Consider the following 12,781-nt stretch of genomic DNA (forward strand, 5'->3'; position numbering starts at 1 on the left):
GGCTCACCCCTCGGCTCCGATCCTGTCTGCGAATTCCTTCTTGAGGAGCATGCGGTCGCGCCCGGAGACACCCAGAAGCTCCGAAACGCGCCAGACCACATTGTCCTCCAGCTCGTGCACCTCGCCATCGGCATAGGTGACCTGCCAGAGATGCCGCACGATCTCGATGCGGGCGGTCTCGTCCAGCCGGTTCTTGATGAGGGACGTGAAATGATAGAGGTCGACGGCTTCGTCGCTGGCTTTTTCGCCGGCGCGGGCCACACGGTCCGCTTCCTCGCCGGTCATTGCGTAATCGTCCTGAAGCACCTGAAGAAGGCTGGCTCGCTCGGCCTGCGTCACGACCCCGTCGGCCGACACCACATGGTAGAGCAGCGCGGCGATCGCGACGTTCAGATCGTCTTCGCCGCCGTCCGCCGTCGATCCGAACTCGGTTCCGAACCGATGCATCAGGTCTCGAAGACCGGATAATAGCGACGCTGGCATGCTCTGCGATCCCCGTTCGTCCGTCCACCCACCGGTCCAGATGGGCATCGAAGCCGGCAATCGCCAGCAAAGCCCGTCCTCCAGTCTCTGAGAAGGCCACAGGTCCGCAACGACCGGTCCGCTTCGGCAGGCGCTAACGTCCTGCCGTTCGGCCGGCTGTCCACCGGTGCCGCGTCGGGGCGGTCACCGCGTGGCGAGCGGCCACGAGCCCGCACCCCAACTGTCAAGGACTATACGCATCGATGCTGGCGCAGGCCATGCGACACAAAAAGAAAGGGCCGGATAGACCGGCCCTTTCGAGATCGCGATTTCAGGACAGGAGGATCGGCAAGCGGCGCAAGGCGCCCGACTTCTCCCCGAGGCTTTCGCCTTAGCGGTGCTGCCGGACATCCCCCTCGTCGGAATGGGCCTTGATCGCCAGAAGGGCACTCGGATAGGTCCCGTCACTCGACGGCTCGGCACCCGGAGCGGATGCGACTGAGCGGGCGCGGTGCGGATCGCTCTCGGCAACCGGCGCCTTCGTTCCGTTCACCGACCGTGATCCGGCTTCTCCTGCGCTGCTGGAATGGGATCCGATCACGCGGGCATCGTTGCCGTAGCGGCGGCCGCGATCCTCGAGGATGCGGTGGGCGCTCTGCTCGCGGTGCTCGACAGGTGCCTTCCACTCGACCGCCCCGAGCTTGTGATTGACCGGAGACACGGCCTGCCACTCGTCGAGGATCACGCCCTCGGCCATCCAGACGGGATCGCGCGGAGCCGCGATCGCCTGTGCCAGCCACTCGCGCACGAGACCCACGTCGCCGGTCTCCTCTTCCTCGATATCGGCGAGAAGAAGATAGACGCTCTCGCTCGGACGCTTGGACGCTGCCGAAAGAGCCGAGGTTCGGGCAAGCGGATAGTCGCCTGTTTCAAGGGCGACGCGGGCGATCGCCATATCGGCCTCGACGCTCTCGCCATTGAGGGCCTTGAGCTTCTTGGCCCGCTTGAGCCGGTCTCCGGCGGTATCGCCCGGATCGGCGTGGATATAGGCATCCGCGAGATCGGGATGCGGCGCGTTCACCCAGGTCGTCTCGATATAGCGCGTGACGCGGCGCGGATCGTTCAGCTTGCCTGCGGCGGCAGCGGCCGCAAGGGCGGCCGGCACGAAACCGGGATCGATCTTCTGGGCCTTGCGCGCAAGGCCGCGCGCGCCCTTTGGATCGCTCTCGAGCCAGTCGCGCGACTTGCCAGTCAGGATGATCGCGCGCAGGCGCTTGGCACCCGCATCGTCGACGAGATCGATCGAACGCTGGGCTTCGAGGACGCGCATCGCATCGTCCCACTGACCGCTCGCCGATTTGCGCTCCAGAACCGCCTCGGCCGCCCAGGGCAGATTCGGCGCGATGCGGAGCGCGCGCTCGGCATAGTATTCCTGGCCGGTTTCGTCATCGACGCGCTTGGCCTCCAGATAGAGCCCCCGCAAGGCGAGAACCTTGGTATCCGGATCGTTCTCCATGTCGCGGAAGATCGAGACGGCGCGTTCGTGATCGCCTTCGATCAAAGCCGTCTGGGCGTCGAGGAAACCGAGGATCGCACGATCCTCCTCTCCGACGCGGCCCCTGCTCTTCTTGATCATCTGGCGCGCGAGCGTCGCATTGCCCGCGCCGGCCGCCAGAACCCCTCGCGACAGGTAGCTGTGGCCCTTGCTGCGGCGCCGGCCGGAATTCCAGGAGGAAACGCTGGACGGAGCCTGGAACAGCTTGACGACGATCCAGACCAGAAGGATCGAGACGACGATCAGCGCGGCCGCACCCGCCAGGAACAGGACCATCGGGATTTCGAGGCTTTGCCCGAACCAGATGAAGGTCGCGGATCCAGGATGATCTGCCAGCCAGCCGAAGCCGAGATACAGCGCAAGGATCAGGATGGAAAAGGTCAGTATGCCCCACATGTTCGGCAGTGGCTCCCGTTATCCTTGATTGGTCTGCTGATTGCCGTCGGATGAGCCGCCATTGCCCGACAGCGTCGAGGAGATGGCGTCCGACAGAACGCTCTGAGCCTGCAGCCGGGCCTGAACGTCGGCGAAGTAGTCGCTGCCCGCCTCCTGCGCATCCTGCGGCATCGACTGCCAGGTCTGCGCGAAGTCCTGCAGATCGCCGCTCTGGATCGCGTTGTCGAGCTTGGCGAGAACGTCGTCGGGCTCGGTCGGGTTCTCGGGAACCTCCCCCGTGGAGCGGGTCTCGACGAGCGAGCGGAACCCGGCGAGGATCTGATCGGAGACGGGAGCGTCCTGCCCCGGACCGGTCAGCGCGGCCGAGACACGGCCCTCCACCTCGGGCCAGCGATCGGAAAGCTGAGCGACGGTCGGGATACCAGTCTGGGCGTAGGGCTGGAGGGCGTTCACGGTCTCTTGCGATCCGCCGGCATTGGCGAAAGTCTGGAGTTCACCCTCGAAGGAGGACCCGCTGTCGATCGCGCTCTTGAGGCCGGCGGCCGACAGCGCACGACGGGAGGCCGCTTCGCTCGCCTCGACCGTATCGAGACGCTGATTGATCGAACCGATCGCCTCGTCGAGCTTGGACTGGAGTTCCTGGCGACCGGTCTCGCTCGATTGCGCCGCCTGTCTGGCAGCCTCGTCAGCGCTTGTCACCGAAGCCTGCAATTCGCTGAAACGCTGATCGAAACCACCGCTCTGATCACTCGATGCGGCATCGGAATTCGCGGTTTCGAGCGCGGAAATGCGGGTCGCGAGCTGTTCGAGTTCCTCTCTCGACAGGTTGTCGACGGGCGAGGCCGCCTGTCCGCTCTCATCCACCTGGCTGCGCAGCGACGCCACCTCTTCCGAGAGGCGCTGGACATCTTGAACGCCGGCCGAAGGGCCCGAGAGGCTGTCCCTGATCCGGTCCAGATAGCCATAGGAATAGAGAAAGACGGTCGCGACGAGAGCGAGCGCCGCACCGACGAGACCGGCGAGGAACGGACTGCCCGAACCCGAGCCGCCATGCGCCTCGCGCGAAGGCGGCACGGAACCACCGCCGCCGCTGCTGCCAGACCCGACGGTGCCGGTCGAGCGAGAACCCGACGCGGCAGCCCCCGCAGAAGCCGCCGATCCGGAGGCGATCGCGGACGAGGCCCTGGACGGGCCGGACTTCTCCGACGCGGACGCTCCACCGGTCGCAACCGGCCGTTTCTGTCCATCGTCCTTGGCGCCGACCGAGGAAGCATTGGCGGACGGCGTCTGCGAGGACACGGTCTTCTGGCCGGGCTTGTCGGCGGCACTTGCTGCGATCACGGCGGAGGACGGCGTGACGCCCGTCGTCCCACCCGGATTGCCGGGCAGCGGAGCGGATGGGCCGGAACCTGCGCCCGCGCTGTCTTTCCCGGCATCATCGAGGCTCTTCGGCGCGCCGCTCGCCGGCTGCTCGGCGGGCGGCGTCAACGGTTCGCCACCCGGCTCTGGGGCGTCCTTGGGCTTTGCCGTCTCGGAAGCCGTGGTGCCTGCAACGGCCGGCTCGCTGCCCGTCGCATCGCCCCCGGTGGCGAGGGAGCCTGCCATGCCTTCCGACTTGGCAAAGGTTTCGGCCGCGTCCGGCGTGCGATCGCCCGTCGCCTTCGGGCGGTCCGTGCTTCCACTCATATCCTGGTCTTCCGTCGTCGATTGATTCGGCGTGTCGATCGCCTTCGATTGGTCATCGGTCGCCTTGTTGCGCGAGCGGTTCGGGCGCGAGCGCCTGGGACGGTTCGTCATCGGGACATCTCCATCATGTCTCGGGCGCCTGCGCACCAGAGCGGACGGCCATGGACAATCCTGACAACACTGAACGTCACCAATTCGTCACCCATTCGCAGTTCATGCGCAAGTTTCGACACGTCGTCAGCGTCAACTTAGGCGGTCAAAGCCGTTCGAAAAGCAAGCGAAGCGTCGGCTCGGGTGAAATTTCCACGCCTTTCTGCGCCTCGTCCCCGAAGATCCCGGCAATTCGCTCCGAGAGGCACAGGAGCCGGGGGGCATGCCCGCCCATTCTAAGACGCGGCAGAAGAAGCTTGAGGAAGGCGGATGCCTGCGCCCTCGACAGAAGCAGCACGGCATCGATCGGTGGACCGTCGACCAGCCGGCGGGTCACGCCCTCGTCGGGCGACTTCCGAACGACGTCATAGGCTTCGCGAACCAGGATGTCCGCGTCCTCTTCCGAAAAGGCCGCCTCCAGTGAGCCGGACCGATTGCGGCCGGCGGCATAGAGAAGTCTCGGGCGGGCGGCTGAACCCTCGAATATCCGGGAAGCCAGACGAGGAAGCGTCTCCGCCCTTCCCTGGCCGGCGTGAACATTCGCAAAACCCGACGCGCGCAATGCCGACGCGCTCGCCTCGCCCACCGCGAGGCAGGGTCGCTCGTCGCCGCGATAAAGGTCTGCCAGGACCGGAACGGCCTGTGCACTCGTGACGACGAACCCGTCGAAATCGTCCTCCTCGGCGGGGATTTCGAGGTGTACCACCTCCTCCAGCGGGAGGAGAACCGGATCGTGCCCGAGAGCCGTCAGCTCGCGCGCCGTCTCTTCTGCGGCGCCGCGCTCGCGGACGACGAGAACCCGTGCCATCAGGCGATGCTCACGGCTGCGGTTCTCCCCACCCCTCGAAGAAGTGCGGCCCTGCCTTGGCGAGAACCGCTCTCGCGCCGCGCTCGCCGATTTGAAGGGCCGCATCGGCGTCGCCCTCTTCGTGGATCTCGTGGACCTCGGTGCCGTCGGGGCGAAGGATCATGCCGTGGAAGCGCATGGTTCCAGCTTCGCCGAGAACCGCGCGGGCCGCGATCGGGGTGCGGCACGAGCCGTCGAGCACTGCGAGGAAGGCCCGTTCGGCAATGAGCGCCGAGGTCGTCTGCGCGTGCGCGATCGCGCCGACGAGATCGCGCACGCGGCCGTCGCCGGTTCGGCTCTCGATGCAGATGGCCCCCTGCCCCGGAGCCGGCGGAAAATCGTCCGGCGACAGGATGTCCGTTGCGTGATGGGCCATGTCCATGCGGTTGAGACCGGCGATGGCGAGGAGCGTCGCATCGGCCTGCCCCTCGTTCAGCTTGCGCAGCCGCGTCTGGACATTGCCGCGGAAGATGATCGTATTGAGGTCCGGCCGGATCCGCTTCAGAAGCGCCTGCCGGCGCAGGGAGGCCGATCCCACGGTCGCCCCCTCGGGCAGATCGGCGATGGTCCTCGCATCGCGGCCGATGAAGGCATCGCGCACATCCTCGCGCTCGAGGAAGGCCGAGATTTCGAGGCCGTCCGGAATTGCGGTCGCCATGTCCTTGGAGGAATGGACCGCGAGATCGATCCGGTCTTCGAGGAGGGCCGCCTCGATCTCCTTGGTAAACAGGCCCTTGCCACCCACTTCCGACAGGGGACGATCGAGAATGCGGTCGCCCGAGGTGGAGATCACCTCGATCGCGAAATCCTCCTCCGTCAGGCCATGGGCCGAGATCAGCCGGGCGCGCACCTCGCTTGCCTGGGCGAGCGCCAGCGGGCTGCCCCGCGTACCGATCCGGATGGGTCCGTTCGAATGCGCCATCTCTCGCCTCCCTTTGCTCCAGCGGTCCATCAGGCTTCCGGCACGAGTACCGGACTGCCGGTTCAATCGCATCGCGCACCGGTGATGGCAACGCAGGTGTCATCCGATTTCGCCGGGGCCGTCGAGCGGCCAAGGGCTTTTCACCGCAAGGGTGGTCTGTCAAAAGCCCTTTCGACGCAACGATCGACACGCTCATGTCCCCCACCGAACGATCCCGGCAAGACAGGCCGCCCTTCATTCTCGGCATCGAAACGAGCTGCGACGAAACGGCGGCGGCCGTCGTCTCGCGCGGCGGGACGCGTGAGCCGGTCGTTCTCTCGAACATCGTCTACAGTCAGATCGAGGATCATGCCGCCTATGGGGGCGTGGTGCCGGAGATCGCGGCGAGAGCCCATGCGGAGGCGCTGGGCGGCATCGTGTCTGCGGCGCTGTCGGAGGCGGGGCTCGGCATGGACGACCTCAGCGCGGTCGCGGCGACCGCCGGGCCGGGCCTCATCGGCGGTCTCATCGTCGGTGCGAGCATGGCCCGCGCGATCGCCCATGCACGCGATCTCCCCTTCCTTGCGATCAATCATCTGGAAGGCCACGCGCTGACGCCGCGGCTGACCCATGGCCTCGCCTTTCCCTACCTGCTTCTCCTCGTCTCGGGCGGTCACACGCAGATCGTCCTCGTCAAGGCGCTCGGCCGTTACGAGCGCTGGGGCACGACGATCGACGACGCGCTGGGCGAGGCCTTCGACAAGACCGCCAAGCTGCTCGATCTCGGCCATCCCGGAGGGCCGCAGGTGGAACGGACGGCGATCGGCGGGGATGCGAAACGTTTCCAGCTTCCCCGGCCCATGCGCGGGGAAGCGCGCCTCGATTTCTCGTTTTCCGGCCTCAAGACCGCCGTGCGGCAGACGGCGGAGAAGGCTGCACCCCTTTCCCCGGGGGACGTGCGAGATCTGTGCGCGAGCTTCCAGGCCGCCTGCGCCGATACGCTGGCCGATCGCATGGCACGGGCCTTCGCGCGGTTCCGAGCCGAATTTCCGGATATCGCCGCGCCGGTGGCGGCCATCGCCGGGGGCGTCGCGGCCAATCGCACGATCCGGACCGCGCTCGAAAGCGTTGCGGACGAGGCCGGCTTCTCGATCGCCGCACCGCCGCTCGCTTTGTGCACCGACAACGGCGCGATGATCGCCTATGCGGGCCTCGAGCGATACGAGGCGGGATTGCGCGATGGGCTGGATACGCCCGTGCGCTCACGCTGGCCGCTCGACGAGACGGCAGCGCCGCTCGTCGGCCATGGACGAAGGGGGGCCAAGGCATGACCCGGATCACGATCGTCGGCGCAGGAGCCTGGGGAACGGCGCTCGCCAGCCTCTATGCCAGAACCGGCAACGAGACCGTTCTCTATGGGCGCGATGCGGCCCGCATGGCCGAGATCGGCACGGACCGCATCAATGCCCGCTATCTGCCGGCCATTCCCCTGCCCGCCGAACTGCGCACCAGCAGCATGGCCGAAGAGGCTCTGGCCGGGGCGCGGATCGTGCTCTTCGTCGTGCCGGCCCAGTCGCTCGCGACGGTCTGCGACAGCCTTGCTCCGTTCGTTCCGCACGATGCCCTGCTGGTCCTCTGCTCCAAGGGCATCGAGCGGTCCACCGGGCGCTTCGCCTCGGCCATTGTCGCCGAGACGTTTCCCGAGAACCCCGTCGCAGTGCTTTCGGGGCCGAGCTTTGCGGCCGATGTGGCGAGCGGCCTGCCGACGGCCGTCACCGTCGCGGCGAACGGTCTCGACCTCGCGGACGCGGCCTGCGAACGCCTGTCGACGGATACCTTCCGCTGTTATGCGAGCGGCGACGTCGCCGGTGTCGAGGCGGGCGGCGCGCTGAAGAACGTGATGGCGCTCGCCGCGGGCATGGCGATCGGCCGGGGCCTTGGAGAATCGGCCAAGGCCGCGATCCTCACGCGCGGTTTCGTAGAGTTGCGCCGGCTCGGCGAGGCGCTCGGCGGCCAGCCCGAGACGCTGATGGGCCTGTCCGGCCTCGGCGATCTGGTTCTCACCTGTTCGAGCGCCCAGTCCCGCAATTTCGCCTATGGGATGGCGCTCGGTCGCGGCGAGGATCGCACCGGCCTGAAGCTTGCCGAAGGCGTTCATTCCGCCGGGATCGCGGCGCGGCTCGCCCGCGAGCGCGGCATCGACGCACCGATCATCGCCGTCCTCGCGCAGATCCTCAACGGCGAACTCTCCGTCGACGAGGCGATGCGCATGCTTCTCGCCCGCCCCTTGCGCCGGGAAGCCGAGACCGCATAACCCTCACACCCGTCTCATACAAACGGAAGGACATCCGATGCTGTTCGCCATTCTCTGCGAAGACAAACCCGGCAGCACGCAGCTGCGCCAGTCGACGCGGCCCGAGCATCTCGAACACCTTCGCGGCCTCGGAGAAACGCTGATCTTCGCCGGGCCCTTCCTCAATGGGAACGAGGAAGCCTGCGGCAGCCTCGTCGTGGTCGAGGCCCCGGACCAGGCCTCGGCAGCCGCCATCGCCGAGCGCGACCCCTATGCCAAGGCCGGCCTCTTCGCCAGCGTGACGGTGCGCCCGTGGCGTCTCGCCATCAACAACACGGCGAAGGACTGAGAGCGGCATGCGCTACTGGCTGTTCAAGTCGGAACCCTTCAAGTGGTCCTTCGAGGCGCAGAAGGATAAGGGCGACGCCGGTCAGGAATGGGACGGCGTGCGCAACTATCAGGCGCGCAACTTCATGCGCGAGATGGCTGTCGGCGATCGCGGCTTCTTCTACCATTCCAACGAGGGCAAGGAAGTCGTCGGTATCGTGGAAGTCGTGGCGGAAGCTCATCCCGACTCGACCGACGGAACCGGCAAGTGGGAATGCGTGGACATCAAGGCCGTTAAGGACCTTCCCCGTCCCGTCACGCTGGACGAGGTGAAGGCCGAGCCACGGCTCAAGGACATGGTCCTCGTCAACAACTCACGGCTTTCGGTTCAACCCGTGGAGGAAAGCGAGTTTCGGCTCGTCTGCGAACTCGGGGGCCTCGACCCGAAGGATGTCATGGGCGGCTGACAGGAACCGCGCTTGACCGCATCTCGTGACGTTTCTAGACCGGTGGAGGCCCAACGCTCTGTCCGAGCCTCCACCGGTTTGCGCGCTCTCTCAGCGCAGGGAGTTGGCAGCTTCGCTACCAGGTCTCAGCCCGCATTCTCCGTCTCGCCGAAGCCGAGCGGATTGCCTTCGAGAATTCTGCCCGAACCCTGGGGCTTTCCGTCCTGCGACCATTCGAGCTGATCGCCGTCGATCGTGGCCTGATAGCAGCCATAGTCGGTGCCGGGATAGCAGACACCCTCGTCGGTGATCGTGTAGGCGCCCGTCGTCGAGGGATCGGCATAGGTGCCGTCCTCGCCGAAATAGCTCGTATATTCGCTGCTTCCCATATCGCCCTGGAACGTGTTTCCGACGAGGGCCGAGCGGATCTCCTCGGCCGAGGATTGCGCGAGGGCCGGCGCGGCGAAGCCGGCGAGGGTCAGGGCTGCGATCGGCGCGATTGCTGCAAGGCGCATTGAAGTCTCCTTCCGAACCGGGCGGGATGCCCGGATGCAAATGTCATCCCCGGCACCTGGAGCGAGGTCGCCGCCCGCCAATGTCCGGACGTTGGAAATCGACGGCGACGGGGCGCGATCAGGAAAATGTCATTGAAAGAAGATCCCAGGCCTTACGAGGGACGGGGATGCATCGGGGAACCGAAACCCCGGTCGGAACATTTAGGGAACGATCTGAGATATCCTATTCAATGGAGCCCCCGTCTTATGACCGACACCCCGAAGATCGATGCCCCCTCCAATGCGGAGAAGGACCCGGAGAACTGGACGACGGGCGGTGAGCCCATGACGGGCGCCCAGGCCTCTTATCTCAAGACCCTTTGCGAGGAGACCGGCCACGAATTCGACGACACGCTCGACAAAGCGGGGGCGTCGAAGATGATCGACAAGCTCCAGGGTGAGAGCAAGCGCGTCGACACGAACTGAGATCGCCGCACAGGGCCCGAGGCCGACGCCGACAGCGGACGCCACGATCGTTCGAAATCCGGCGGCATTCCGAGTGGGTGCTTTCGATCGAAGCCGCCACACTCTCCGGATCGAAGCACGGCCCGAAGATTTATCGGGGCTCTTCCCGATCGTCCTCGTCGGCTCCGGTGCCCTCGTCCGGCATGACTTCGTCTTCGTCGCCATCCTCGTCGGTGGCGGCGAGCCCGGCGGCCACCGGGTCGATCCTCAGGAATCCGGCGTCGAGATCGAGTTCCGGGACAGCGGCTTCGGAAAATGGGATCATGACGCTCGACCCCTTTTCCGGCGAGACTTCGAGAATATCCCCCGCTCCGAAATTATGGACGGCGCTGACGATGCCGATCGAGATCCCGTCGAGGGTTTCGACGTTCAGGCCTTCGAGGTCGTCGAGATAGAACTCGTCGTCCTCTTCCGGCTCGGGCAGAAGCGCACGTTCGACGAAGAGTTCGCGTCCGTTCAGCCGTTCGGCATGGTTGCGGTCGCGCACCTCCTCGAAGGTGACGACGACCACGTTCTTCTGCACCCGCGCCTGCCGGATCGTGTAGACATTGCCCCGCTCGTCCCGCAGCGGCCCGTAGGCGCCGATATCCACCGGGTTCTCGGTATAGGATTTGACGCGCACTTCGCCGCGAATGCCGTGGGCACCTCCGACGATGCCGAGGAGAACGGGGTTTTCGAGCGTCATGTCAGCCATCGGGAAAAAAGTTCGAACCTGCCCCGCCGTTCCGGCGGGGCAGGTCCTCTTATCGGTTCCACGACCGAGGTTCAAACTGGGCGGTTCAAGCGGCGAGGCCCGAGACCTCGCCGTTTCCCCTTCGACAGGAGGAGATTGCCCTCAGGCCGCTTCCATCGAGCGTTCTGGAGCCTTGGCGCCGGTCATCAAGGCGACGGCGTCGCTCATGGCGGCCTGCTTCGGATCGATGACGCAGAGCCGTTTGCCGAGCCGGTGAACGTGGATGCGATCGGCGATTTCGAACACGTGCGGCATGTTGTGAGAGATCAGCACGATCGGCAAACCGCGCGAGCGGACGTCCTGGATAAGTTCCAGCACCTTGCGGCTCTCCTTCACGCCGAGTGCGGCCGTCGGCTCGTCGAGGATGATCACCTTCGAGCCGAAGGCTGCGGCCCGTGCCACCGCGACGCCCTGGCGCTGGCCGCCCGAAAGCGTCTCCACCGCCTGGGTGATGCTCTGAATGGTCATCAGGCCGAGTTCGTTGAGCTTCTCGCGCGCGATCCGCTCCATCTCGGCCCGATCGAGCATTCTGAGATAGGTGCCGAGGAAACCCGGCTTGCGGATCTCGCGACCGAGAAACATGTTGTCGGCGATCGAGAGGGCCGGCGAGAGGGCGAGCTGCTGGTAGACGGTCTCGATCCCGGCATCCCTCGCCTCGATGGGCGAGGCGAACCTGACCGGCTCGCCGTTCAGGCGGATCTCGCCCTCGTCGGGCACGATCGCACCGGAAACGGCCTTGATCAGCGAGGACTTGCCGGCGCCATTGTCGCCGATGACCGCGAGGATCTCGCCCGGATAAAGGTCGAAGTCCGAATGGTCGATAGCGGTGACGCGGCCGTAGCGTTTGACGATGCCGCGCCCCATGAGGACGGGAGTGGGCTTGGTCATGCCGAGATCCTCCGGATCCATTGGTCGATGGCGACCGCCACGATGATGAGCCAGCCGGTGGCGAAGAGCTGCCAGAGCACGTCGACCCCGGCGAGCCGGAGGCCCGAATTGAAGACGCCGACGATGATGGCGCCGATCAGCGGCCCGAGGATCGAGCCGCGTCCGCCGAAGAGCGAGATGCCGCCGATGACGACCGCCGTGATCGATTCGAGGTTCGCCTCGAAGAAGGAGGTCGGCGAGACGGAGCCCACGCGGCCGATCGAGGCCCAGGCGGCGACGGCGCAGATGACGCCAGACAGGACGTAGACGCCGATCAGCGTGCGGTCGGTGCGGATGCCCGAAAGATCCGCCGCCTCCTTGTCGTCGCCGATGGCATAGATATGCCGGCCGAACGCCGTGCGGTTGAGGATGAACCAGAGCACCGCGAAGATGACGACCATCAGCACGACGCCCCAGGTCAGCACCGCACCTCCGAGATTGAAGCGCTCGCCGAAGAGCTTGAGCAGCGGCGCTTCGGCATCGAGCGTCTGGGAGCGGATGGTCTCGCGATTGGACAGGTAGTAGTTCAGCGCCAGGAAGATGTTCCAGGTGCCGAGCGTGGTGATGAAGGGCGGCAGCTTGATCTTGGTGACGAGCAGGCCGTTGAGGAGACCCGTGCAGGCGCCGCAGGCGAAACCGATGAGAACCGCAAGCGGAACGGGGATGCCGAGCTCGACCGAAAGGCGCCCCATGATCACCGAGATCATCATCATCACGGCGGCGACCGAAAGGTCGATGCCGGCGGTCAGGATCACGAGGCTCTGGGCGGCCGCGAGAATGCCGACGATCGCCACCTGCTGCATGATCAGCGACAGGTTGAAGGCGGAGAAGAAGTTCGGCGACACGAGGCCGAAGGCCACCACCGACATCACCAGCACGATGACCGGCACCATGGTCGGATTGCCGTGCAGGAAATGCTGGGCCGTTCCGAGCGGCCCTCTCGACTTGTGTTCGAAGGCGGCGACGGAGGTGTCGCTATCCTTCAGGGATGCCTCGTAATCGGCTCCCTTGCCGGTCGTCTCGCTCATGGCGTCAGGCT

The 12,781-nt window shown here is 66.0% G+C and carries 14 protein-coding genes; 5 read left to right on the forward strand and 9 right to left on the reverse strand.

Translation table 11 applies throughout. The annotated features are described in order from the left end of the window. Window positions 1-3 precede the first annotated feature (3 nt). The 5 genes from DYI37_RS14430 to hemC form a co-directional block, all read right to left on the reverse strand. Complete coding sequence (locus DYI37_RS14430) at window positions 4-447, reverse strand: tellurite resistance TerB family protein (protein ID WP_245413928.1); 444 nt, start codon at window positions 445-447, stop codon at window positions 4-6. A gap of 406 nt (window positions 448-853) precedes the next feature. After that, window positions 854-2,413: a heme biosynthesis protein HemY gene (locus DYI37_RS14435; RefSeq protein ID WP_116683938.1), complete on the reverse strand. Its 1,560-nt coding sequence runs from the start codon at window positions 2,411-2,413 to the stop codon at window positions 854-856. Between the two features lie 18 nt (window positions 2,414-2,431). Beyond that, window positions 2,432-4,099 (reverse strand): COG4223 family protein, encoded by a 1,668-nt coding sequence (locus tag DYI37_RS14440; protein WP_210209334.1) that lies wholly within the window; start codon window positions 4,097-4,099, stop codon window positions 2,432-2,434. 256 nt (window positions 4,100-4,355) lie between these two features. Then, a complete protein-coding gene (locus DYI37_RS14445) occupies window positions 4,356-5,057 on the reverse strand; it encodes a uroporphyrinogen-III synthase (protein WP_158555184.1) in 702 nt (233 codons plus the stop codon). A gap of 10 nt (window positions 5,058-5,067) precedes the next feature. Continuing rightward, window positions 5,068-6,018: a hydroxymethylbilane synthase gene (gene hemC, locus DYI37_RS14450; RefSeq protein ID WP_116683941.1), complete on the reverse strand. Its 951-nt coding sequence runs from the start codon at window positions 6,016-6,018 to the stop codon at window positions 5,068-5,070. A gap of 194 nt (window positions 6,019-6,212) precedes the next feature. Here hemC and tsaD point away from each other — a divergent pair, with 194 nt between their 5' ends. The 4 genes from tsaD to DYI37_RS14470 are packed head-to-tail and all read left to right on the forward strand — an operon-like array spanning window position 6,213 to window position 9,084. Further along, on the forward strand, window positions 6,213-7,328 hold the full coding sequence (gene tsaD, locus DYI37_RS14455; RefSeq protein ID WP_116683942.1) for a tRNA (adenosine(37)-N6)-threonylcarbamoyltransferase complex transferase subunit TsaD: 1,116 nt from the start codon (window positions 6,213-6,215) through the stop codon (window positions 7,326-7,328). Then, window positions 7,325-8,311 carry an NAD(P)H-dependent glycerol-3-phosphate dehydrogenase gene (locus DYI37_RS14460; protein ID WP_116683943.1) on the forward strand — a complete coding sequence of 329 codons (987 nt, stop codon included), beginning with the start codon at window positions 7,325-7,327 and terminating at the stop codon, window positions 8,309-8,311. Before tsaD ends, DYI37_RS14460 begins: the two co-directional genes overlap by 4 nt. 37 nt (window positions 8,312-8,348) lie before the next feature. Beyond that, entirely contained in the window at window positions 8,349-8,639 is a 291-nt protein-coding gene (locus DYI37_RS14465) for a YciI family protein (protein ID WP_116683944.1), read from the forward strand. Window positions 8,640-8,646: 7 nt separating this feature from the next. Continuing rightward, a complete protein-coding gene (locus tag DYI37_RS14470; protein ID WP_116683945.1) occupies window positions 8,647-9,084 on the forward strand; it encodes an EVE domain-containing protein in 438 nt (145 codons plus the stop codon). Between the two features lie 125 nt (window positions 9,085-9,209). On the opposite strand, the gene DYI37_RS14475 is transcribed toward DYI37_RS14470, so the two are convergent. Continuing rightward, window positions 9,210-9,578, reverse strand: coding sequence for a hypothetical protein (locus DYI37_RS14475; protein WP_116683946.1), 369 nt, complete (start codon window positions 9,576-9,578; stop codon window positions 9,210-9,212). A gap of 246 nt (window positions 9,579-9,824) precedes the next feature. On the opposite strand from DYI37_RS14475, the gene DYI37_RS14480 reads away from it, so the two are divergent. Next, on the forward strand, window positions 9,825-10,043 hold the full coding sequence (locus DYI37_RS14480; RefSeq protein WP_116683947.1) for a DUF3072 domain-containing protein: 219 nt from the start codon (window positions 9,825-9,827) through the stop codon (window positions 10,041-10,043). A gap of 130 nt (window positions 10,044-10,173) precedes the next feature. Here DYI37_RS14480 and rimM read toward each other — a convergent pair whose 3' ends face one another. The 3 genes from rimM to DYI37_RS14495 form a co-directional block, all read right to left on the reverse strand. Continuing rightward, window positions 10,174-10,767 carry a ribosome maturation factor RimM gene (gene rimM / locus DYI37_RS14485; RefSeq protein ID WP_425365051.1) on the reverse strand — a complete coding sequence of 198 codons (594 nt, stop codon included), beginning with the start codon at window positions 10,765-10,767 and terminating at the stop codon, window positions 10,174-10,176. A 150-nt stretch (window positions 10,768-10,917) separates the two neighbouring features. After that, window positions 10,918-11,724, reverse strand: coding sequence for an ATP-binding cassette domain-containing protein (locus DYI37_RS14490; RefSeq protein ID WP_425365047.1), 807 nt, complete (start codon window positions 11,722-11,724; stop codon window positions 10,918-10,920). Then, window positions 11,700-12,770 carry an ABC transporter permease gene (locus tag DYI37_RS14495; RefSeq protein ID WP_116683949.1) on the reverse strand — a complete coding sequence of 357 codons (1,071 nt, stop codon included), beginning with the start codon at window positions 12,768-12,770 and terminating at the stop codon, window positions 11,700-11,702. The genes DYI37_RS14490 and DYI37_RS14495 overlap by 25 nt, the downstream gene beginning before the upstream one ends. Between the last annotated feature and the right edge of the window lie 11 nt (window positions 12,771-12,781).

It is taken from the genome of Fulvimarina endophytica (assembly GCF_003403015.1).
GTDB classification, from domain to species: Bacteria; Pseudomonadota; Alphaproteobacteria; order Rhizobiales; family Rhizobiaceae; genus Fulvimarina; species Fulvimarina endophytica.

Coding starts and splice junctions, on each gene's coding strand:
- DYI37_RS14440 (WP_210209334.1), bottom strand. CDS start 4,099: ATGAGTGGAAGCACGGACCGCCCGAAGGCGACGGGCGATCGCACGCCG.
- DYI37_RS14430 (WP_245413928.1), bottom strand. CDS start 447: ATGCATCGGTTCGGAACCGAGTTCGGATCGACGGCGGACGGCGGCGAA.
- rimM (WP_425365051.1), bottom strand. CDS start 10,767: ATGACGCTCGAAAACCCCGTTCTCCTCGGCATCGTCGGAGGTGCCCAC.
- DYI37_RS14460 (WP_116683943.1), top strand. CDS start 7,325: ATGACCCGGATCACGATCGTCGGCGCAGGAGCCTGGGGAACGGCGCTC.
- DYI37_RS14490 (WP_425365047.1), bottom strand. CDS start 11,724: ATGGATCCGGAGGATCTCGGCATGACCAAGCCCACTCCCGTCCTCATG.
- hemC (WP_116683941.1), bottom strand. CDS start 6,018: ATGGCGCATTCGAACGGACCCATCCGGATCGGTACGCGGGGCAGCCCG.
- DYI37_RS14475 (WP_116683946.1), bottom strand. CDS start 9,578: ATGCGCCTTGCAGCAATCGCGCCGATCGCAGCCCTGACCCTCGCCGGC.
- DYI37_RS14445 (WP_158555184.1), bottom strand. CDS start 5,057: ATGGCACGGGTTCTCGTCGTCCGCGAGCGCGGCGCCGCAGAAGAGACG.
- DYI37_RS14470 (WP_116683945.1), top strand. CDS start 8,647: ATGCGCTACTGGCTGTTCAAGTCGGAACCCTTCAAGTGGTCCTTCGAG.
- DYI37_RS14435 (WP_116683938.1), bottom strand. CDS start 2,413: ATGTGGGGCATACTGACCTTTTCCATCCTGATCCTTGCGCTGTATCTC.
- tsaD (WP_116683942.1), top strand. CDS start 6,213: ATGTCCCCCACCGAACGATCCCGGCAAGACAGGCCGCCCTTCATTCTC.
- DYI37_RS14465 (WP_116683944.1), top strand. CDS start 8,349: ATGCTGTTCGCCATTCTCTGCGAAGACAAACCCGGCAGCACGCAGCTG.
- DYI37_RS14480 (WP_116683947.1), top strand. CDS start 9,825: ATGACCGACACCCCGAAGATCGATGCCCCCTCCAATGCGGAGAAGGAC.
- DYI37_RS14495 (WP_116683949.1), bottom strand. CDS start 12,770: ATGAGCGAGACGACCGGCAAGGGAGCCGATTACGAGGCATCCCTGAAG.